General features: G+C 71.6%; 16 protein-coding genes. 14 read left to right on the top strand and 2 right to left on the bottom strand.

What is annotated here, in order from left to right; translation table 11 throughout:
* Nucleotides 1-6 precede the first annotated feature (6 nt).
* The 3 genes from BJ971_RS28930 to BJ971_RS28920 all read left to right on the top strand — a co-directional run bounded on the left by BJ971_RS28930 (nucleotide 7) and on the right by BJ971_RS28920 (nucleotide 4,321).
* On the top strand, nucleotides 7-549 hold the full coding sequence (locus tag BJ971_RS28930) for a GNAT family N-acetyltransferase (protein WP_203709357.1): 543 nt from the start codon (nucleotides 7-9) through the stop codon (nucleotides 547-549).
* Nucleotides 549-1,676: a MalY/PatB family protein gene (locus BJ971_RS28925; protein WP_184996335.1), complete on the top strand. Its 1,128-nt coding sequence runs from the start codon at nucleotides 549-551 to the stop codon at nucleotides 1,674-1,676. The genes BJ971_RS28930 and BJ971_RS28925 overlap by 1 nt, the downstream gene beginning before the upstream one ends.
* A gap of 1,187 nt (nucleotides 1,677-2,863) precedes the next feature.
* Nucleotides 2,864-4,321 carry a globin gene (locus BJ971_RS28920; RefSeq protein WP_239087499.1) on the top strand — a complete coding sequence of 486 codons (1,458 nt, stop codon included), beginning with the start codon at nucleotides 2,864-2,866 and terminating at the stop codon, nucleotides 4,319-4,321.
* Nucleotides 4,322-4,324: 3 nt separating this feature from the next.
* On the opposite strand, the gene BJ971_RS28915 is transcribed toward BJ971_RS28920, so the two are convergent.
* Nucleotides 4,325-5,680 (bottom strand): MurL-like N-terminal domain-containing, encoded by a 1,356-nt coding sequence (locus BJ971_RS28915; RefSeq protein WP_184996334.1) that lies wholly within the window; start codon nucleotides 5,678-5,680, stop codon nucleotides 4,325-4,327.
* 30 nt (nucleotides 5,681-5,710) lie between these two features.
* Here BJ971_RS28915 and murD point away from each other — a divergent pair, with 30 nt between their 5' ends.
* The 9 genes from murD to BJ971_RS28870 all read left to right on the top strand — a co-directional run bounded on the left by murD (nucleotide 5,711) and on the right by BJ971_RS28870 (nucleotide 15,697).
* The gene (gene murD / locus BJ971_RS28910) at nucleotides 5,711-7,063 is read left to right on the top strand and encodes a UDP-N-acetylmuramoyl-L-alanine--D-glutamate ligase (RefSeq protein ID WP_184996333.1); all 1,353 of its coding nucleotides are present in this window, start codon (nucleotides 5,711-5,713) and stop codon (nucleotides 7,061-7,063) included.
* A 393-nt stretch (nucleotides 7,064-7,456) separates the two neighbouring features.
* The gene (locus tag BJ971_RS28905; protein ID WP_184996332.1) at nucleotides 7,457-8,431 is read left to right on the top strand and encodes a MurR/RpiR family transcriptional regulator; all 975 of its coding nucleotides are present in this window, start codon (nucleotides 7,457-7,459) and stop codon (nucleotides 8,429-8,431) included.
* 46 nt (nucleotides 8,432-8,477) lie between these two features.
* On the top strand, nucleotides 8,478-9,782 hold the full coding sequence (locus BJ971_RS28900; RefSeq protein ID WP_184996331.1) for an extracellular solute-binding protein: 1,305 nt from the start codon (nucleotides 8,478-8,480) through the stop codon (nucleotides 9,780-9,782).
* Nucleotides 9,783-9,862: 80 nt separating this feature from the next.
* Nucleotides 9,863-10,843: a carbohydrate ABC transporter permease gene (locus BJ971_RS28895; RefSeq protein WP_184996330.1), complete on the top strand. Its 981-nt coding sequence runs from the start codon at nucleotides 9,863-9,865 to the stop codon at nucleotides 10,841-10,843.
* Nucleotides 10,843-11,742 (top strand): carbohydrate ABC transporter permease, encoded by a 900-nt coding sequence (locus tag BJ971_RS28890; protein WP_184996329.1) that lies wholly within the window; start codon nucleotides 10,843-10,845, stop codon nucleotides 11,740-11,742. The genes BJ971_RS28895 and BJ971_RS28890 overlap by 1 nt, the downstream gene beginning before the upstream one ends.
* 35 nt (nucleotides 11,743-11,777) lie before the next feature.
* Complete coding sequence (gene ngcE, locus BJ971_RS28885) at nucleotides 11,778-13,211, top strand: N-acetylglucosamine/diacetylchitobiose ABC transporter substrate-binding protein (protein WP_184996328.1); 1,434 nt, start codon at nucleotides 11,778-11,780, stop codon at nucleotides 13,209-13,211.
* 50 nt (nucleotides 13,212-13,261) lie between these two features.
* On the top strand, nucleotides 13,262-14,173 hold the full coding sequence (locus BJ971_RS28880) for a carbohydrate ABC transporter permease (RefSeq protein WP_184996327.1): 912 nt from the start codon (nucleotides 13,262-13,264) through the stop codon (nucleotides 14,171-14,173).
* 14 nt (nucleotides 14,174-14,187) lie between these two features.
* Nucleotides 14,188-15,108, top strand: a complete 921-nt coding sequence (locus tag BJ971_RS28875) for a carbohydrate ABC transporter permease (protein WP_184996326.1) — start codon at nucleotides 14,188-14,190, stop codon at nucleotides 15,106-15,108.
* A 175-nt stretch (nucleotides 15,109-15,283) separates the two neighbouring features.
* Entirely contained in the window at nucleotides 15,284-15,697 is a 414-nt protein-coding gene (locus BJ971_RS28870; RefSeq protein ID WP_184996325.1) for a hypothetical protein, read from the top strand.
* 46 nt (nucleotides 15,698-15,743) lie between these two features.
* Here BJ971_RS28870 and BJ971_RS28865 read toward each other — a convergent pair whose 3' ends face one another.
* A complete protein-coding gene (locus tag BJ971_RS28865) occupies nucleotides 15,744-18,005 on the bottom strand; it encodes a glycoside hydrolase family 3 C-terminal domain-containing protein (RefSeq protein WP_184996324.1) in 2,262 nt (753 codons plus the stop codon).
* A 60-nt stretch (nucleotides 18,006-18,065) separates the two neighbouring features.
* Between BJ971_RS28865 and BJ971_RS28860 the strand changes: the two genes are divergently transcribed.
* Both BJ971_RS28860 and BJ971_RS28855 read left to right on the top strand, forming a co-directional pair.
* A complete protein-coding gene (locus BJ971_RS28860) occupies nucleotides 18,066-18,665 on the top strand; it encodes a TetR/AcrR family transcriptional regulator (protein ID WP_184996323.1) in 600 nt (199 codons plus the stop codon).
* 29 nt (nucleotides 18,666-18,694) lie between these two features.
* On the top strand, nucleotides 18,695-20,386 hold the full coding sequence (locus tag BJ971_RS28855) for a bifunctional 3'-5' exonuclease/DNA polymerase (RefSeq protein WP_184996322.1): 1,692 nt from the start codon (nucleotides 18,695-18,697) through the stop codon (nucleotides 20,384-20,386).
* Nucleotides 20,387-20,434 lie beyond the last annotated feature (48 nt).

Below are 20,434 nucleotides of genomic sequence, written 5' to 3'. Positions count from 1 at the left end.
GACGCGATGACGATCTCCGAGTTGAAGACCGACCGCCTGCTGCTGCGCCAGTGGCGCGAATCCGACGTGATGCCCTGGGCCGCGATGAACGCGGATCCGCTGGTCCGCGAGTTCTTCCCCCAGGTGATGAACTACGAGCAGAGCGCCGCCTCGGTGGCGTACTTCAGCGCCGAGCTCGCCGCGCGCGGCTGGGGTTGGTGGGCCGTCGAGGAGGTCGCGACCGGCGAGTTCATCGGGTTCGCCGGGCTCGACCCGGTGGACGAGGAGCTGCCGTTCGGGGGTGTCGAGATCGGCTGGCGGCTGGCCCGCGCGGCCTGGAACCACGGGTACGCGACCGAGGCCGGCCACGCCTGCCTCGACTACGGCTTCGACGTGCTCGGGCTCGCGGAGATCCTGGCCATCACCGCAGTCGGCAACGACCGCTCCCGCGCGGTCATGCACCGGCTCGGGATGTCCTACGACCCGGCCGACGACTTCGAGGATCCGACCGTCGAGGGGCCGCTGCGCCACTCCGTGGTCTACCGGATCGCGTCGCCTAGGGCCGGCTGATGCACGTCGATCCGCTCGAGACGCTTCGCGGGCGGCGCAGTGCCAAGTGGCGCACCTACCCCGACGACGTGCTGCCGCTGTTCGTGGCCGAGATGGACTATCCGCTGGCCCCGCCGGTCGCGGCCGCGCTGCACGCGGCGGTGGACGCCTCCGACACCGGGTACTCGCTGGCTCAGCCGGACCTCGGGGTCGCGCTGGCGGGCTTCGCTGGCCGGCACTGGGGGTGGGATTTCGACCCGGGCGCGGTCACCGCGGTCGCGGACGTCGGCGTCGGCGTGGTCGAGCTGCTGCGCCTGCTCACCCGGCCCGCCGACACGGTGGTGATCAGCCCGCCGGTGTATCCGCCGTTCTTCGACTGGGCGCCCGAGGCGGGTACCCGGCTGCTGGAGGTGCCGCTCACCGGGGAGTTCCGCCTCGACCTACCCGCGCTGGAGGCGGCCTTCGCCGCCCACCCGGCGGTCTACGTGCTCTGCAACCCGCACAACCCGGTCGGCCGCGTGCATACCCGCGAGGAGCTCACCGCCCTGGTCCGGCTGGCTCGCCTGTACGGGGTGACGGTCGTCAGCGACGAGATCCATGCGCCGCTGGTGCTGCCGGGTGCCGAGTTCACGCCGTTGCTGAGCATCCCCGGCGCGGGCGAGGTGGCCGTGAGCCTGCTGTCGGCCAGCAAGGCCTTCAACCTGGCGGGCCTCAAGTGCGCGGCGATCGTGACCGGCGGCCCGGCGCTGGCCGCGCTGGTCGGCCGCCTTCCGCCCGACGTCCGCTGGCGCACCGGCCACCTCGGCGTACTGGCGACCGTCGCGGCGTTCAAGGAAGGCGACGCCTGGCTGGCCGAGCTGCACGCGGAGCTGGACGAGCGCCGGGCGCAGCTGGGCCGCCTGCTGAGCACCCGGCTGCCGGGTGTCCGCTGGCGGGCGCCGGAGGCGACGTATCTGGCCTGGCTGGACTGCCGGGCACTGGGGCGCGACGACGAGCCGCAGGAGTTGTTCCTGGCCAAGGGGCGGGTCGCGGTCGAGCCGGGCACCCGGTTCGGTGCGGCCGGCGCCGGCTACGTCCGGCTGAACTTCGCGACGAGCTCTGGCATTCTCGACGAGGCGACCGCGCGGATGGCGGGCGCCACCGGGTAGTCGATGGCGGCCGGACGCGGCGGCAGTACGGTTGTACTGTTCGCATCGTTCTGCGGTCGGGGGGTGTGCACGTGTCGTCCGGATCCGGTACCGACCCGCATATGCTCGCGCTGCTGCGAGCCATCCGGCTGCGGCTCACCGCGCCGGAGGCGGCCGCGTCCGGCGCCGCGGACGCGGTGGCCGGCATGAACGCGCAGCCCGCCCCGGAGACCGTCCTGCCGGCGCACCCGGACCGGCCCGCGGCCGACAGCGAGGCCGATCTTCCCGCCGAGCCGCCACTGGCGCTACCAGCGGCGCATCCGTACCGCGAGCTCTCCGCCGGCGAGGTGCCGCGGCCCGACCGCGAGACGCCGGAGGCCGCGGAGGCCACGGCGCAGCGGGCCGGGGAGTTCCGCGCCGCGATCGGGCCGGTTCCCAGCGGCCCCCGCACGACCCGTCCCACGACACCGGCGCCGGGCGCCAACCCGGGTGGTGCCCGCGGCACCGAGTCCGGAGGTACGGGCACATCCGGCGGCGCCGGGTCCGGTGGTGCCGGTGGTGCCGGTGGTCCGGGCGCATCCAGTGGTCCGGGACCTGGCCAAGCGGCGCCCGGTGCGCAGGTGCCCGGGGAGGCGCCGCCCGGGGAGGCGCCGCCCGGGGAGGACCCGCCCGGACCGGAGCCGGAGCCTTCGAGCCCGCTGCTGCCGCTGCGCGGCGCAATACCGATGAGGCCCGGCGGTCCGCCTGTTCTCCCGGGCCTTGGCCAGCCCGGGCCCGGTGTCCCGCCCGGGCCCGGTGTCCCGCCCGGGCCCGGTGTTCCGCCTGGGCCCGGTGTCCCGCCCGGGCCCGGTGTTCCGCCTGGGCCCGGTGTCCCGCCCGGGCCCGGTGTTCCGCCTGGGCCCGGTCTCCCGCCCGGGCCGGGCGGGCCGGCCACGTCCGCGAACGGGCCGGTCAGGGTGCCGCCGAATCCCGCACTCCCGGGTGCCGCCCAGCCGCCCGGCACACCGGCCCTCCCGGCGGTCCGCCCGCCATCAGGAGTGACCGGAGTCCCGGGCACGCCCCCGGCCCCCGGCACGGGACCGCCTGCCCGGATACCACCGTGGATCCCAGGCACGACAGCGCCGCCCGGCGCCGGGCCGGGCGCCGCCCTGCCACCCGTACCCGGCGCCGGGCCGGGCGCCGCCCTGCCACCCGTACCCGGCGCCGCCGTGCCACCCGTACCCGGCGCCGCCGTGCCACCCGTACCCGGCGCCGCCGTGCCACCCGTACCCGGCGCCGCCGTGCCACCCGTACCCGGCGGGCCGCCGCGCGGTCCCACCACCCCGCACCGGCCCGGCGCCGGGCCCTGGATCGCTGGCATGGTGCCGCCCGTGTTCGGCTCGGGGCCGATCAGCGCGGTCCAGCGGATCGGCGCACCGCGCCCGGCCGGCCCGCACTGGCCCGGCGAGCCCATCGCGCCGCCGAGCCCGTTCGGCCAGGTGCGGCTGCCGGGCGTCGTGCCGCCCGTCGGCGTACCCCCGGTGCCGGCCGCCGCCGACGGCATGGACCCGGCCGACGACGTGGCGCTGCACGAGATGCAGCGGCTGCTCGGCGACAGCCTGGAGCTCGCCGGCGGCGCCGAGGACGTGGCCCTGCGGCTGCGGGCCGCGCTCGTGCAGGCGCAGCCCGCGCTCTTCGCCCGGCTGCCCGGCGGGCCGACCTGGCAGGCCGAGCAGCTCGCGCAGGCGCTGACCTGGCTGGTGCAGAACCTCGATCAGCCGCCGCAGCTTGTCGCCGCCTGCGGCCGGCTCGGCGCGGCGCTCGCCGAGTGCGGGGTGCTGCCGCAGCAGCTCCAGCTCGCCGGTGCCGCGCTCGCCGAGGCGATGCGGGCCGGCATGGCCGCCAACGGCTGGCGGCAGGACTTCGACGAGGCGTGGCGATCCAGCTGGCACCACGCGTACGAGTGGATCGCGCACGGGATGGCGGCGCAGTACCGGCCCGCCGCGTGGACCGCCGTGGTCGTCGCGCACGAGCGCCGCCGCGACGACCTCGCGGTGCTGTGGCTGCGGCCGCTGCTTCCGATGCCCTACCGGCCGGGGCAGTTCGCGCGGATCGAGGTTCCCGAGCTGCCCGGGGTCTGGCGGCCGTACTCGCTGTCGGGCGATCCGCGCCGCGACAACTTCGTCGAGCTGCACGTGCGGGCGAAGGGCGAGGCCGGGGTCAGCGGCGCGCTGGTGTACCGCACGCAGGTCGGCGACACCGTCCGGATCGGCCGGGCCGAGGGGGAGATGGGCCTGCCCGAGCGGGGCCGTGACCTGCTGATGATCGCCGGGGACACCGGGATCGTGCCGCTGAAGGCGCTGCTCACCGAGCTGGCGTCGACCAGGGACCGGCGCTCGGCGGTGCTCTTCTGGGGCGTCCGCGACCTGGCCGAGCTGTATGACATCGAGGACGTCGCGGCGATCGCCGCCGCCTGCCGCCGGTCCACCGTCGTCCCGGTGATCTCCGAGGGCCCCGCCGGCCCGTACGCGTCCGGCCTGGTCACCGACGCGGTCGCCGCGTACGGGGAGTGGTCGGAGCACGAGGTCTACCTGGCCGGGCCGCCGTCGATGCTGACCGCGACCAGCGAGGCGCTGCACGGGCTGGGCGTCGCACCGGAGCGCATCCACCACGACGCGCCCGAGTAGCGGTCAGCCGATCGCGGTCGCGAGCACCTTCGCGTACGACGGTGGCACGAACGTCTGCCCGGCCGGGGTCAGCACCTCGTCGCGCGAGGCCGCGGCCCACGCGCCGGGCGGCACGGCCGCGCGCAGGGCGGCGATCACCGGCGAGTCGGCCCACTGCGGGTCGTCGCCGAGCATCGTGAGCGCGACGAGCGACTCCTCGACCTCGCCGACGCACTCGAACGGCTTGTGCGCGTCGATGCCGAGCAGCTCCAGGTAGCCCGGCACCTGCGCCGGGTCCGCGAACAGGTCCCGGCCGAAGATCGCGGTGAGCCGTTTGCGCGGCATCGACGGCGCCATCGCCAGCGCGACGAAGCGGCACTTGGGGCAGTCGCCGCACCAGCGGGCCGTCGGGTCGTGCAGCTTGAAGGCCTTGTTGCAGCTGGTGACCACGTCGTCGTACGCGGTGTGCCGGGCGAAGAGCTGGGCGATGTGTAGCTCCGACAGCGAGCGCAGCAGCGAGAAGTAGGGCTCGGTCAGGCCGGTGTGCGCTGTGACCGCGGCGCGCAGCAGCGCCTCGGCGGCGACGCCCTTGGACCACTGGTGGTTGATCTCGTGACCGTTCCAGATCAGGTTCGGGTCGGACGCCGAGCGCTCGTTCGACATCACCACCGGGCCAAGACCGTGCAGCGCCGCGGTGGCGATCGCGATCAGCGAGTTGATCGCCGTGACCGGGATGTGGCCGTTGAGCGCGCCGGCCTTGTTGAGCTCGAACAGGCGGGGGTCGAGCTTGCGGCGGGCGGCGAGCGCGGGCAGGCCGGATGCGGCGTTGACGTTGACGATCACCGGGTTGGGGTTGACCGAGAAGGGCACCGGGTCGAGCCCGGCGGCGCGCAGGATCTCGAGCGTGACGATCGAGTCCTTGCCGCCGCCGACGGCCGAGAGCGGGCGGCCGTCGGCGTTGTCCACCGCGGGGGCGGCGGCCGAGGTGCCGGGCACGTGCACCGACAGCTCGAGGACGTGCGGCAGCTTGTTGACGTAGGCGTACTCGCCGAGGCCGTGGGTGTAGACGGCCGTGAACAGCGCCGCGGCCTCGGGCGGGACCGCGGACGGCGCCTCGATGCGCGCGGGGGCGCCGACCTTGTAGTAGCTCACCCCGGCCACGCCGTGCAGCAGGTCGAGCACCCGCGAGAAGTGCTCCGGCGGCGGGCCGGCGGCCACGGGGAAGGTGATCGTCTCGGTGAACTCCAGCGGCTGCGGGCCGTCGAGCAGGTAGTCGAACTCCGCGACCCCCGTCGCCGGATCGAACCTGTATGCGGGGAACCGCATGACCTCGAACTGCGCACGCACCCGGAAGCTCCCGTCGTAGGACCAGCGAGCCATACTAGTTCGACGCGACCGAGGGAGACGACAGTGCGCTTGACCGACCTGCGCGGACGTTCCGTGGCTGTCTGGGGCACAGGCCGTGAGGGCCGTGCCGCCGTCACGGCCGTCGCCGCGCACGGTCCGTCGCGCCTGATCGCGGTGGACGACAGCGCGAACTTCCTCTCCGTGCCCTGGGAGGGCGAGCTGGCCTCGCTGGCGCCCTTGGCCGGAGGTGATCATGCGTTCGCCGCGCTGGTGGCGGCCGACGTGGTGGTGCGCTCGCCGGGCGTGCCGCAGACCCACCCGTGGATGGCCGAGCTGCGTTCCCGCGGTGTCACCGTGACCGGCGGCAGCGCGCTCTGGATGGCCGACCACGCCGGCCGGACGATCGGGGTCACCGGCAGCAAGGGCAAGAGCACCACGGCGAGCCTGATCAGCCACCTGCTGGCGGCCGTCGACCGGCCGAACGTCTTCGGCGGCAACATCGGCGTGCCGCTGCTCGACCTGCCGCCGGCGCAGCAGTACGTCCTGGAGCTGTCCAGCTACCAGTGCAGCGACCTGACCGACTCGCCGCGGGTCGCGGTGGTCACCGCGCTGTTCCCGGAGCACCTGGACGCGCACGGCGGCGAGCGCGAGTACTACCGCGACAAGCTCAACCTGCTAGCGCACGGCCCCGAACTGATCGTGATCAACGGCGCGGACGAGCGGCTGGTGACCGAGACCCTGCAGGCCCGCGACGCCAACGGCTTCGCGGCCGTGCCGGCCGGCAGCGGCGACTCCCGGTTCCGGATCGACGACGACGATCTCGTCTACTGCAGCGACGAGGCGCTCTTCCCGCGTACGGCGCTGCGGCTGCGCGGGCGGCACAACGGGCGCAACCTGTGCGTGGCGCTGGCCGTGCTGGACGGCATGGGCATCGACGTCGCCGGGCGCAAGGACGACCTGCGCCGGGCCGTGGAGTCGTTCGAGGGGCTGCCGCACCGGCTTACCGAGATCGAGGACCCGTCGGGGCTGACGTTCGTCGATGACACGCTCTCCACCAGCCCGTACTCGGCGATGCACGCCATCGACGCGTACGAGGGAAGGCCGTTGACCGTGCTCGTCGGCGGGACCGACCGCGGCCTGGACTATGCGCCGCTGCGGGACCACCTGCGGGATCTCGAGATCACCGTGATCGGGCTGCCGGACAGCGGGCCCCGGATCCTGGCGGAGCTGGCCGGGCTGCCGGGCGTGCGCACCGAGGCGGCCGAGGACCTGCCGTCCGCGGTCCGGCTGGCGCGCAAGCTCACCCCGCCCGGCGGGGTGGTGCTGCTGTCCCCGGCGGCGCCCAGCTACGGCCGGTTCCGCAACTTCGAGCACCGCTCCGAGGTCTTCGCCCAGGCGGTCCGCGACAGCGCCTGACCGGTCCGACCGCGCCTCCGGCGCGGCGCCGGGGCCCGTTTGGGCAGAATTATTGCCGGACCACACCCCGTTCCGTGACGCCCTCGCCGCCGGCGAGGGCGTTTCGCGTTAACGGTCTCATCGACCGAACCTACTAGTTGTTGCTAGCCGATCGGTGCTGTCCGATGTCCGAAAAGCCGACGTATAAATCGGGCTAAATAGGCGGATGTGATGGCGGTCACGCCGTATCGGCCATATGCGGATCGACGCGGGTCAACCGACGGCGGAGTGGCACACATTCACCGACGTGCCCTTGGTAACGGTTTGAAAACTTCACCCACAGGCTTGACATGGGGGGTCAGAAAGTAAGAACTTTTACCGCGACAGTAAACACTCCTTATGAAGGGACGGCCGATGGTCGAGCCAGACGCAGACGGCACCGCATCGACCGCGGTCGTCGACTCGCTGGTGCGCGACCAGGCACCGCAAATCGTGATGAGCAACAACTCCGACGGTGTGCTGGTACGGGTGCGCACCCTCCTACCGGAGTTCACCGGCGCCCTTCAGCGCGTCGCCGAGCAGGTGCTCACCGACCCGGCCGCCGCGTCCCGGGCCACCATCGTCGAGCTCGCCGAGCGCAGCGGCACCTCGCCGGCCACCGTCACCCGGTTCTGCCGCGCACTCGGCTTCGACGGCTACGCGGATCTGCGCCTCGGCATCGCCGCGGAGACCGGCCGGGCCCGCGCCTCCGGCTGGACCGTGGACATCGGCCGCGAGATCCAGCCCAGCGACCCGCTCGAGCGCGTCCTCGGCCAGATCATGGCCGCCGACACCCAGGCCATGCACGACACCGCCTCGCTGCTCGACCTCGCCGAGGTGGAGCGGGCGGCGGTGGCCATCGCCGTCGCGCCGCGGGTCAACATCTTCGGCGCCAGCGGCAGCGCGCTGGTCGGCGAGGAGATGCAGTTCAGCCTGCACCGCATCGGCGTGGCGGCCTGGGCCTGGACCGACGTGCACAACGGCCTGGCCAGCGCCGCGCTGTCGCGCTCCGGCGACGTCGCCCTCGGCATCTCGCACAGCGGCGAGACCGGCGAGACGATCGAGCTGCTCGCCGAGGCCAGCAGCCGCGGCGCCACCACCATCGCGCTCACCAGCTTCCCGCGCTCGCCGCTCGCCGAGCTCGCGGACATCGTGCTGCTCACCGCCACCCAGGCGACGACCTTCCGGCCGGACGCGCTCTCCGCGCGCCACCCGCAACTGGTCGTCCTCGATCTGCTTTATGTCGCCGTCGCCCAGCGGACCCACGAACGTTCGCACGCGGCCTTCCAACGCACCGCCCAAGCCGTACACGGCCACAAAGCCGTCAAGGACGGCAGCTCCGCCCCGTGAACCCAACATCCCCACCGCACCTTCATATTCGTCCAGGAGGAATAGCGTGAAGCGCAGAATCGCGGTTGCCGCGGCGCTCGCCGCGACGTTGGTCGGCGCCGCCGCGTGCGGCTCGAGCAGCGACAGCAGCGACACCCCCAACGCCAACGCCACAAACGGTGCCGGCAAGACCATCAAGGTCTGGCTGATGGTCGACGCCCAGTCCGGCTGGCCCGAGGTCGTCAAGCAGGCCAACGACCGGTTCACTGCGGCGACCGGCGCGCAGGTGCAGGTCGACTACCAGCAGTGGACCGACCACCTGGCCAAGCTCGACACCACCCTGGCCGGCAACGAGGTCCCCGACGTCGTCGAGCTGGGCAACACCGAGATGCCGAAGTACGTCTTCAACGGTGCCTTCGCGCCGCTGGACAAGTCGCAGTTCGAGAACTCGGCGCAGTGGCTGACCGGCCTCTCCGCGCCGTGCGAGCTCGACGGCAAGACCTACTGCGTGCCGTACTACGCCGGCGCCCGGGTGCTGCTGTACCGCACCGACCTCTACGAGAAGGCCGGCCTGAAGGCGCCGACGACCTACGACGAGCTGGTCGCCGCCGCCAAGGCGCTCAAGGAGAAGAACGGCGCCGACAAGCAGTTCTCCGCCTTCTACATGCCGGGCAAGTACTGGTACGCCGCGATGGCGTGGGTGCACGGCAACGGCGGCGAGATCGCCAAGAAGGACGGCGACAAGTGGGTCGGCACCCTGTCTGAGGCGGGCGCGCAGGCCGGCCTGACCAAGTGGGCCGAGCTGGCCAAGACCTACTCCAGCGGTGACCCGACCAAGGACGAGACCGACCAGGACGCGGTGTACGCGCAGGGCAAGTCCGGCATGCTCTACGGCAACGGCTGGGAGCTCGGCGCGGTACAGGAGCAGCCGAAGGACCCCAACAACCCCGCCTCGGAGAAGGTCAAGACGAAGGTCAACGGCAAGGTCGCCACGGCGCCGCTGCCCGAGATCCCGTCCTTCCTCGGCGGTTCGGACGTCGCCGTCACGGCGAAGAGCCCGAACGCCGACCTGGCCGCCAAGTGGGCGCAGATCTTCACCGACACCAAGTCCCAGGAGGGCCTGATCGCCAAGGGTGCGCTGCCCAACGCGACGAGCCTGCTGGACAAGGCCGCGGCCGTGAAGGGTAACGAGGCGACCGCGCTGGCCGCCAAGGAGACCTGGTTCGTCCCGATGGCGCCGAAGTGGTCCGACGTGGAGTCGGCGAACGTGCTCCAGAACATGCTGGTCAGCATCGCCACCGGCAAGGCAACCGTCGCGGATGCCGCGAAGGAAGCCGACGCGAAGATCAACGAGATCCTCAACGCCAGCTGACCGGAGCGTGCCGCCCGCCCCCGGGCGGGCGGCACTACCCTCCGCCACCGCACTGACGAAGCGAGAGAGGTAAGGGACCGATGTCCGTCGTCGAATCCCCGCCCGCCCGGCCGGCATCGCAGGCGCCGGCACCGGGTGACGGCCGCGCCAGGGGCAGGCGTCGTTCGGCGACGAGCGGCGGGTACGCACCCCTCGCGCTCACCCTGCCCGCACTGCTCCTGCTCGCCGGCCTGCTGGGCTACCCGCTGGTCCGCATGGTCGTCCTGTCCTTCCAGAGCCTCGGCCTGCGCCAGCTCTTCGGTGACTTGCCGCCGGACAACGTCGGCTTCGCCAACTACGTCAAGATCTTCACGACCGACACCTTCTACCAGGTCGTCGCCCGCACTATCGCGTTCACCGTGGTGTCCGTCGTGCTCACGGTGGTGCTCGGTCTCGCCGTCGCGCTGCTGATGCGCCGGGTCGCGCCGAGCGTGCGGATCGCCATGATCATCGCGATGATGTTCGTCTGGGCCATGCCGCAGCTGGTCGCCACGCAGATCTTCCGGTGGCTCGTCGACTCCGACTTCGGCGTCCTGAACTACCTGATCGACCTCCTGCCCGGCGTCGACTTCGCCAACCACAGCTGGTTCGCCGACCCGATCCAGGGCTGGATCGTGATCACCACGATCGTGGTCTGGGCCGGCATACCCTTCATCGCGATCACCCTCAACGCCGGCCTGACCCAGGTGCCCAAGGAGCTGCTCGAGGCGGCGACGGTGGACGGCGCGTCCGCCTGGCAGACGCTGCGCCTGATCACGGTGCCGATCCTCAAGCCGCTGCTGATCATCGTCACGACGCTGTCGGTGATCTGGAACTTCGGCCTGTTCACCCAGGTCTACGTCGTGCGCAACGGCCGGCCGGAGGACGAGTACCAGGTGCTGGCGACCTGGGCGTACAGCATCGCGTTCAAGAACAACAACTACGGGCTTGGCTCGGCCATCGCGGTCGTGACGGTGCTCCTGCTGCTGGGGGTCATGGCGTTCTACCTGCGCCAGATGTTCAAGATCGGAGACGTGGACTGATGGTCGCCACCGCACCGCCGGCCGCCGTACGCAAGCGGCGCCGCAAGCACCGCGAGTCGGACACGCCCACGGTCGGCCGCAGCCGGTTCGGCACCGCCGCCGCGAACGCGGGCGGCGTGCTGTTCGCGATCGTGATGTTCTTCCCGGTCTACTGGATCATCAACACCGCGTTCAAGCCGGCGCCGGAGATCCTCCAGTTCGAGCCGACGTTCTTCCCGCACACGTTCACGATGGACAACTTCAAGTCGGCGTTCAACGCGCCGTTCTTCCAGCAGGACCTGCTCAACGGCGTGATCATCACGTGCGGCGCGGTCGTCGGCGCGCTGCTCGTCGGCTTCCTGGCGGCGCTGGCCATCGCCAGGTTCCAGTTCTACGGCCGCAAGGCGATCATCCTCGTCGTCCTGTCGGTGCAGATGGTCCCGTTCGTCGCGGTCCTGATCCCGCTCTTCCTGATGCTTCAGCGGTTCAACCTCACCAACAGCCTGCTCGGCATCACGCTGGTCTACGTCGGACTGATCCTGCCCTACACGGTGTGGACGCTGCGGGGATTCATCAGCGCGATCCCGCGCGAGCTCGACGAGGCCGCCTCGATCGACGGCGCCAGCCGCTTCCAGGTCTTCTGGAAGATCATCCTGCCGCTTACCGGCCCCGGTCTGGTCGCGACCTCGGTATACGGCTTCATCCAGGCCTGGAACGAATTCATCATCATCAACACGCTGAACGATCAGGCGCACCAGAACCTGATGGCGTGGCTGCTACAGAACCAGACGAGCCGCGGCACCTTCTGGGGCCCGCTCATGGCTGGGTCGATCCTGACCGCCCTGCCGGTGGTCATCTTCTTCCTGATCGTCCAGCGCAACATCGCAACTGGCCTGACGGCTGGCGCCGTAAAAGGCTGACCCGGCACCGCATCAACACCCTGAGGAGAAAGTGAATGTCCGAGATTTTTAAGCCCGAGGTCGATCGCCGTACGCTGCTGCGCCGCGCGGCCGCCGTCGGTCTGCTCGCCACCCCCGCCGTCACGATGCTGAGCGCCTGCGTCGGCAGCGGCGGCGACAAGGACGAGAGCACGGACAAGCCCGCCGGCACGGTCTCCGCGACCAACCCGCTGGGTATCAAGGAGGACGCGCCGCTCGAGGTCGTCATCTTCAACGGCGGTCTCGGCACCAAGTACGCGACCGACGTGCACATCCCGTCGTACAACAAGCTGTTCCCGAACTCCAAGGTGGCGTACAGCCAGACCGAGGAGATCGCGACGGTCGTGCAGCCGCGGTTCACCGCCGGCAACCCGCCGGACATGATCAACAACTCCGGCTCGAAGCTGATGGACCAGGGCGCCCTCGTCCAGGCCGGCCAGGTCCAGGACCTGACCGAGCTGTACGCGGCCCCGTCGCTGGACATCTCCGGCAAGACCGTCAAGGACACCCTGATCCCCGGCACGGTCGAGCAGGGCTCGTTCAACGGCAAGCCCTACGTCCTGAACTACGCCTTCACGGTCTTCGGCCTCTGGTACTCGGGCAAGCTGTTCAAGGACAACGGCTGGACCGCGCCGGCCACCTGGGCGGACTTCACCTCGCTGCTGGAGAAGATGAAGGGCAAGGGCATCACGCCCTTCGGCTACGCGGGTGCGAACGCGCCGTACTACATGTACACGGTGATCCTCACCAGCGCGGCCAAGATCGGTGGCGCCGACGTCCTCAAGAACATCGACAACCTCGAGGACGGCGCCTGGACGTCCGACGCCGTCAAGCAGGCCGCGGCCGCGTGGGCCGAGGTCGGCGCGAAGTACTCGAACAAGGCGTTCCTCGGCCTCAAGCACACCGAGGTCCAGCTCCAGCAGAACCAGTACAAGGTCGGCCTCTACCCGTCCGGGTCGTGGCTGGAGAACGAGCAGGCCAAGGACACCCCGGCCGGCTTCGACTACCAGCTCATGCCGATCCCGAGCGTGACCGCCGCCGACAAGCTCCCGGTCACCGCGCTCTACGCCGCGGCCGGCGAGCAGTACTTCGTCGCCAGCAAGGGCAAGAACCCCAAGGGCGGCATGGAGTACCTGCGTCACATGCTGAGCAAGGCCGGCGCCATCGGCTTCACCCAGCTCACCAAGACGCTGACCGTCGTGGCCGGCGCCACCGACGGCATGGAGATCAGCCCCGGCCTCACCTCGGGCAACAAGGCCCTTGGCGCGGCGGGCGCGGACACCTTCAGCTTCCGTTTCGACACCTGGTACAAGAAGCTGGACGACGAGCTGCGCGCCGCCACGAACGAGCTGTTCTACCAGGGTGGCACCGCGGACAAGTTCGTCACGCGGATGCAGAAGGCCGCCGACGCCATCAAGAAGGACCCGTCGATCGAGAAGTTCACCCGCTGATCCACCAGCGCTGAAGACGTACCCGCAACCACGGACGGAGCAAGAGAACCATGAAGCACGGCAGGTATCCCTTCATCATTGGCTTCCTGATCGTGCCGGTGGCCATCTACGCGACGTTCGTGGTTGCGGCGTACGTGCAGGCGTTCCAGCTGTCGTTCACCAACTGGCGGGGCTTCTCGCCGGACGTGAGCTACATCGGCTTCGACAACTTCGTGAAGCTGTTCCACGACAACACTTTCTGGCAGGCGATCCGGCACAACCTCTTCCTGCTGCTCTTCCTGCCGCTGCTTTCGATCGCGATCGCGCTCTTCTTCTCGTTCCTGCTGAACATGGGCGGCGGGACGAAGGGCGGCCGCACCCACGGGGTCCGGGGCTCGGGCTTCTACAAGGTGGTGTACTTCTTCCCGCAGCTGCTGGCCCTGGCGCTGGTGGCGGTCATCTTCGCCCGGGTCTACTCGCCCGACGAGAGCGGCCTGATCAACGGCCTGCTACACCAGATCGGCGCCGGCCCGGTGCTGTTCCTGGCCGACGAGAGACTCGCGATGTGGTCGATCCTCGCGGTGCTCGTCTGGCAGGCGGTCGGCTTCTACGTGGTGCTCTTCTCCGCGGGCATGGGCTCCATCCCGGCGGAGATCTACGAGGCCGCCGCGCTCGACGGCGCCACCCGCGGCACGCTGTTCTTCCGGGTGACGCTGCCGCTGCTCTGGAACACGATGCAGGTCGCCTGGGTCTACCTCGGCATCGCCGCCTTCGACGCGTTCGCCCTCGTCAACATCATGTCCGTGGACCGCGGTGGCCCGGACGGCGCGACAACGGTGATCGGCCTCGAGATCGTCCGCAATGCCTTCGACTACGCACAGTTCGGCTACGCCTCGGCCATGGGTGTCGTGCTGTTCTTCCTCACCATCACGTTCGCGGCGCTGACCCTGCGGGTCACCCGGCGCGAATCGATCGAGCTGTGAGCCGGGAGCCTACGATGACAAACCTCATGAGTTCCGACAGCACGGTCACCCCGCCGCGTTCGAAGGCCCACACCACCGAGGCGGGCCGGGCGAAGCGCGAGATCAAGCTGTTCAGCGGCTTCGCGCACATCGCCCTGGCGATCTGGGGCATCATGGTCGTCGCGCCGCTGGTCTGGGTGGTCTTCGCGTCGTTCAAGAGCAACACCGAGATCTTCACGCACGCGCCGTTCAGCCTGCCCAGCCAGATCTCCTTCGAGAGCTACAAGACGGCGTGGACCGAGGCGCACGTCGGGCGCTACTTCCTCAACAGCGTCTTCGTGGTGACGATCAGCACGGCCGGCACCATGCTCTTCGGCTCGATGGCCGCCTACGTGCTGGCCCGGTACAGGTTCTTCGGCAACCGCTTCATCTACTACCTGTTCGTCTCGGGCCTGGCCTTCCCGGTGTTCCTGGCGCTGGTGCCGCTCTTCCTGATCCTGCAGAACCTCGGCCTGCTGAACACCTACACCGGGCTGATCCTGGTCTACATCGCCTACTCGCTGCCGTTCACGGTCTTCTTCATGACGGCGTTCTTCAAGACGCTGCCGAACCACATCGCCGAGGCCGCGATCGTCGACGGCGCCTCGCACACGAGGCTGTTCTTCCAGGTGATGCTGCCGATGGCCAAGTCCGGCCTGGTCAGCATTACGATCTTCAACATCGTCGGCCAGTGGAACCAGTACCTGCTGCCGGTCGCGATCATGCAGGGCCAGGGCGCCGAACAGAAGTGGGTGCTCACCCAGGGCATCGCGAACATCTCGGTCTCGGCGGGATACCAGGCCAACTGGGCCGCGCTCTTCGCAGCCCTCACGCTGTCGATCCTGCCGATGATCATCGTGTACGCGTTCTTCCAGCGTCAGATCCAGTCGGGTCTGACCGCGGGCGCGACCAAGTAGTCCGCGACCGCGAATCCGGGCGGCGTCTGGTCCAGGGGGACAGGCGCCGCCCGATCGCGTTTCCGACAGGCCGCTCGGTACCGGGTTCGTGCCATGCCCCGGCGGCAGGCGACTGTGGACGGTCCCCGCTCGACAGGATGGTGATCATCGGATCAACACATGGGGGACCAGCACAATGAAACTGAGCCGACTTGCCGCCGCCGTGACCGTGGTCGCCGTGGCCTTCGCCGGACTGACCGCCGGCCCCGCGCAGGCCGCCGCCAAGCCCGGCGTCGTCGTCGACTACGACTACCACAAGATCAAGGTCAAGCCGAAGACGATCCGGCCGTACAAGGATCTCAACTTCAGCAAGCTGCACTGGACGAGCCTGACCGCTTCGACCGGGTACGCCACCGGCGTGCAGAACGTGAACACCTGCATCCCGGACTGCGCCGCCGCGAACTACAAGCACACCAAGGTGAAGCTGAAGTTCACCCGGGTCCGCTCCTCGGACTGCCGCAAGGTGTTCACCCGGGTACGCGTGACCGAGGTCAAGTCGAAGCGTACGAAGACCTACGCCTTGCCCCGTCACAAGCGCTCGGGCTGCTGAGTACCGTCACCGCCGGGCCGTTGCGGCCCGGCGGTGACGGCGGCGTTCATCGGGCGGCGAACCGCGGCACCTCGGCCTCGACGGCCTGCTCGTCGACCGGGAAGCCCGGGAACCGCGACATCCGCCGCAGCGGGATCGCCCGCATCATCTGGCCGTGCGGCGCACCGTCGGCGAGCATGTCGGCGAAGCCACCCTCGCCCAGCCGCTCGCGCAGCCACGGACCGGCGAGCGGGTGGCCCAGCCAGGCATCCACCGTCGACTCGGCGGTCAGCGGCGCGGCGAAGTCTTCGCCGGCGAGCTCGACGGTGCCCTCGAGGCGGATGTCGCGTGAGGACGCCCCGACGCGGATACCGAACGTGCCGCCCTCCACGACCCAGCGGCGGGCGGTCTCGTGCCAGAACGCGAACTCCCGGGCGCCGAGGGTGAGGGTCACCGGCCGGCTCTCGCCGGGTTCGAGGCTGACCTGGGCGAACGCCCGCAGCTCCTGCTCCGGTCGGTAGACGCTCGCCTGCGGGTCGGTGACGTAGAGCTGCACGGTCTCGCGGCCGGCCCGCGCGCCGGTGTTGGTGACCGTCAGCGTCACCTCGACGCTCGGCCGCTCACCGTCGGCGGTCACGGCGATCGCGAGGTCGCCGTAGGAGAACGACGTGTAGGACAGGCCGTGGCCGAACGGGTACGCGACCGGCAGCCGGTGCGCGTCGTACCAGCGGTAGCCGATCAGCAGGCCCTCGCCGTACCGGACGTGGCCGAGCTCGCCGGGGAACGCGCCGATCGTGGGGTTGTCCTCGAAGCGCACCGGTACCGTCTCGGCGAGCCGGCCCGCGGGCTCGGCGGCGCCGAGCAGCAGGTCCGCCGTCGCGGCGCCGCCGGCCTGGCCCAGCAGCCAGCCCTCGAGGACGGCCTGCGCGCGGTCCTGCCAGGGCGCGACGCTGACGACCGAGCCGTTGGAGAGCACGACGACCACGCGGGGGTTGGCGTCCGCGACGGCGTGCAGCAGGTCGATCTGGTGCGCCGGCAGGTCCATGTGCGCGCGGTCGAAACCCTCGGACTCGTACGACGGCGGCAGCCCGAGGAACAGCACAACGACCTCGGCGCCGGCGGCGGCCCGGACGGCCTCGTCGACGAGCGCGGGGTCGGCGGCGCCGGACTCGACGGCGAAGCCGGGTGCGAAGGTGACCTCGCGGCCGCCGCCGAGCGACTCGCGCAGCGCGTCCAGCGCGCTGTCGAGCCGGGTCGGGTTGACCTGCGAGGAGCCGGCGCCCTGGAAGCGCGGGGTGCGGGCGAACTCGCCGATGACCGCGATGGTGCCGCCGGAGCGCGGGTCGAGGGGTAGGACGCCGCCCTCGTTCTTGAGCAGCACCGCGCTGGCGGCGGCGGCCTCGCGGGCGAGCGCGTGGTGCGCGGCGGCGTCGAAGGTGTCCGCCGGCCCCGCCGCCCGGAGCGACCTGTCGACCAGCGTCAGGACGCGGGTGACGGCGAGGTCGAGGTCGGCCTCGCTCAGCGTCCCGGCCTTGACCGCTTCCAGGACGACCCGGGTGCCGGCCCCGCCGGAGGAGGGCATCTCGAGGTCGAGGCCGGCGGCGACCGCGTGGTCGCGGCGGTTGACCGCGCCCCAGTCGGACATGACCAGGCCCTCGTAGCCCCACTCGTCGCGCAGCACCTCGGTGAGCAGCCAGCGGTGCTCGCTCGCGTACCGGCCATTGATCCTGTTGTAGGAGGACATCACCGTCCAGGGCCGCGCCTGGGTGACCACCCGCTCGAAGGCGGGCAGGTAGATCTCGCGCAGGGTGCGCTCGTCGACGTCGGCGGAGACCGTCATCCGGTCGGTCTCCTGGTTGTTCGCGGCGAAGTGCTTGACCGACGCGCCGACGCCCTGGCTCTGCAGCCCGTTGACCAGCGCGGCGCCGAGCTCGCCGGCCAGCAGGGGGTCCTCAGAGAAGTACTCGAAGTTGCGCCCGCACAGCGGCGAGCGCTTCATGTTGACGCCGGGCCCGAGCAGCACGGCGACCCCGTTGGCCCGGCATTCGCGGCCGAGCGCCTCGCCGACGCGGGTGAGCAGGCCGGTGTTCCAGGTGGACGCGAGGCCGGCGGCCGGCGGGAAGCAGGTCGCCGGGACGCTGTCGTCGAGGCCGACATGATCCGATCCGCCCGCCGGCTTGCGCAGGCCGTGCGGTCCGTCGGTCATCATGACGCCGGGAACGCCGAGGCGCTCGACGGGCTGCGTGCGCCAGAAGTCGGCGCCGTCGAGCAGCTCGGCCTTCTCCTCGAGGCTGAGCGCGGCGAGCAGGGCCGGGATATCGAGTGTCATCACAGCACCGTAACAACGAAAACCTCCGCGCGGAAGTTTTGGCGACCCTAGGATGGGCCGATGGATGACGCCCAGGGGACGCCGCCCCGCCGCGGCGCGTACGAAAAGGGTGTCCGCCGGCGGCGCGAGATCCTCGACCGCGCGATCGAGGTCTTCGCCGAGCGGGGCGCCGAGGGCACGTCCCTGCGGGCGATCGGAGAGGCGATCGGGGTGTCGCACGCGGCGCTCAAGCACTACTTCTCGTCGCGCGAGGAGCTGCTGATCGAGGTGTACCGGGCCGCGGAAGAGCGCTCGATCGTCGAGGACCGGCCGCCCGCGGGCGTCTCGGTGGTCGGCATCATGACCCACGCCGCGCGCCGCAATCACGGCGTCCCGGGCCTGGTGCAGCTGTATTCGACGCTGGTGGCCGGCGCGCTGGAGGAGGGTAACGAGCTGTCCCGGGCGTTCTTCGGCGAGCGGTTCGCGCTGCTGCGCCGGTTCCTCGCCGAGCGCGTGGAGGCGGAGCAGGCCGCGGGCCGGATCCGCCCGGACATCGCACCGGAGGCCGCCGCCGCGCTGATCATCGCCGCCTCCGACGGGTTGCAGACGCAGTGGCTGCTCGACCCGCGGATCGACATCGAGAAGTCGCTGGAGCTGCTGGAAGGCCTGCTCGGCCGCTGAGTGTCGTACCCGGGCGGCAGAATGACCTCGTGCTGGTAGCTGTGGTGTCCGACGACGGTAGCTGGCACGGCTCCGGCCGCTGGCAGGAGCTGCTGCCCGACGGGCGCCCGGCCGGGGAGCCGCAGCGCGTCCCCGATCTCCCGGCGGCCATCGCGGCCCGCGAGGCCGCCGAGCAGCCCCGCTGGATCTGGGCGGCGACGACCGAGGGCTACCCGGCGCTGCTGCGCGGCGGCGTGCGGGTCGGCCGCTGCCACGACATCGAGCTGACCGAGGCGCTGCTGCTCGGCCACGCGGGCCGCTGGGGCGAGCCGCGCGCCCTGCCCGCCGCCTGGGCCCGGCTGACCGGCGCCCCGGTGCCGGCCGACCCGCCGCCGCGCCAGCCGGACCCGCCGGGCTTCGCGCAGGCCGCGCTCTTCGAGGCCATGACCGGCCCGCCGACGGCCTCCGGCTCGGTGGTCCTCGAGGCGCTGTCCGGGGTCTTCGCCGACCAGCACGCGCGCATCCGCGCCACCGGCAGCCCGGGGCGGTTCGGCCTGCTGGTGGCCGCCGAGTCCGCCGGCGCCCTGGTCGGCGCCGAGATGGGCCACGCCGGGCTGCCCTGGAGCGCGGAGATCCACGACCGGCTGCTGCGCGAGCTGCTTGGCCCGCCGCAGCCGGTCGGCCCGCCGCGCCGGCTGGCCGAGCTGGCCGGCGAGGTCAACGCGGCGTTCGGCATGCACGGCCTGCACCCCGACTCGCCGGCCGAGGTGCTGCGCGCGTTCGCCCGCGCGGGCATCGACGTGCCCAACACCCGCGCCTGGGTCCTGCGCAACGTCGAGCACCCCGCCGTCAAGCCCCTGCTGGAATACAAGGAGCTCTACCGCATCTGGACGGCGCACGGCTGGGCCTGGCGCGACGCCTGGGTCAGCGAGGGCCGCTTCCGCCCGGAGTATGTGCCCGGCGGCGTGGTCTCGGGCCGCTGGGCCACCCGCGGCGGCGGCGCCCTCCAGGTGCCGAAGGTGGTCCGCCGGGCGGTGGTGGCCGACCCGGGCTGGCGCTTCGTGATCGCGGACGCGGGCCAGCTCGAGCCACGCGTGCTGGCCGCGGTCTCGGGCGACGCCCGGCTGGCCCGCGCCGGCGCCGCCGGGGACCTCTACGCGGCGCTGGCGACCGACTCGTTCGGCGGCGACCGGGCCAAGGCCAAGGTCGCCCTGCTCGGCGCGATGTACGGGCAGACCGGCGGCGCCGCGATCCCGGCGCTGGCGGTGCTGCGGCAGAGCTACCCGACCGCCTTCGAGTACGTGGAGGCGGCGGCCCGGACCGGCGAGGCCGGTGGGCTGGTGCGCTCGTGGCTGGGCCGCACCTGCCCGCCGGCGTCGACGGCCTGGCGCGACGCGGGCCTCGACCCGCCCGAGGAGTCCGGATCGGGGGAGCCGCAGGGCGGTGCGCCGGGCCGGGCCCGGGGCCGCTTCACCCGCAACTTCGTGATCCAGGCGACGGCGGCGGAGTGGGCGCTGGTCCTGCTCGCGACGCTGCGGACGGCGCTGCGGGGCACCCGGGCGGAGCTGGTGCTGTTCGTGCACGACGAGGTGGGGGTGCACTGCCCGGAGCAGGAGGCGGAGGGGGTGGCGCAGGCGGTCCGGGAGAGCGCGGCGCGCGCGGGCGAGCTGCTGTTCGGCGCGACCTCGGTCCGCTTCCCCCTGGACGTGTCGATCGTGGAGTGCTACGCCGACGCGATGTGACTGGCAGGCGCCCAGGGGGTGCGCACCGGGGTCGATACCGGCAGACTG

This window comes from Amorphoplanes digitatis (assembly GCF_014205335.1).
GTDB classification, from domain to species: Bacteria; Actinomycetota; Actinomycetes; order Mycobacteriales; family Micromonosporaceae; genus Actinoplanes; species Actinoplanes digitatus.
The sequence above is the reverse complement of the archived record's forward strand: the minus strand, read 5'-3'. Positions and strand labels throughout refer to the sequence as shown.

Coding starts and splice junctions, on each gene's coding strand:
- BJ971_RS28930 (WP_203709357.1), top strand. CDS start 7: ATGACGATCTCCGAGTTGAAGACCGACCGCCTGCTGCTGCGCCAGTGG.
- BJ971_RS28925 (WP_184996335.1), top strand. CDS start 549: ATGCACGTCGATCCGCTCGAGACGCTTCGCGGGCGGCGCAGTGCCAAG.
- BJ971_RS28915 (WP_184996334.1), bottom strand. CDS start 5,680: ATGGCTCGCTGGTCCTACGACGGGAGCTTCCGGGTGCGTGCGCAGTTC.
- BJ971_RS28905 (WP_184996332.1), top strand. CDS start 7,457: ATGGTCGAGCCAGACGCAGACGGCACCGCATCGACCGCGGTCGTCGAC.
- BJ971_RS28895 (WP_184996330.1), top strand. CDS start 9,863: ATGTCCGTCGTCGAATCCCCGCCCGCCCGGCCGGCATCGCAGGCGCCG.
- BJ971_RS28890 (WP_184996329.1), top strand. CDS start 10,843: ATGGTCGCCACCGCACCGCCGGCCGCCGTACGCAAGCGGCGCCGCAAG.
- ngcE (WP_184996328.1), top strand. CDS start 11,778: ATGTCCGAGATTTTTAAGCCCGAGGTCGATCGCCGTACGCTGCTGCGC.
- BJ971_RS28880 (WP_184996327.1), top strand. CDS start 13,262: ATGAAGCACGGCAGGTATCCCTTCATCATTGGCTTCCTGATCGTGCCG.
- BJ971_RS28875 (WP_184996326.1), top strand. CDS start 14,188: ATGACAAACCTCATGAGTTCCGACAGCACGGTCACCCCGCCGCGTTCG.
- BJ971_RS28870 (WP_184996325.1), top strand. CDS start 15,284: ATGAAACTGAGCCGACTTGCCGCCGCCGTGACCGTGGTCGCCGTGGCC.
- BJ971_RS28865 (WP_184996324.1), bottom strand. CDS start 18,005: ATGACACTCGATATCCCGGCCCTGCTCGCCGCGCTCAGCCTCGAGGAG.
- BJ971_RS28860 (WP_184996323.1), top strand. CDS start 18,066: ATGGATGACGCCCAGGGGACGCCGCCCCGCCGCGGCGCGTACGAAAAG.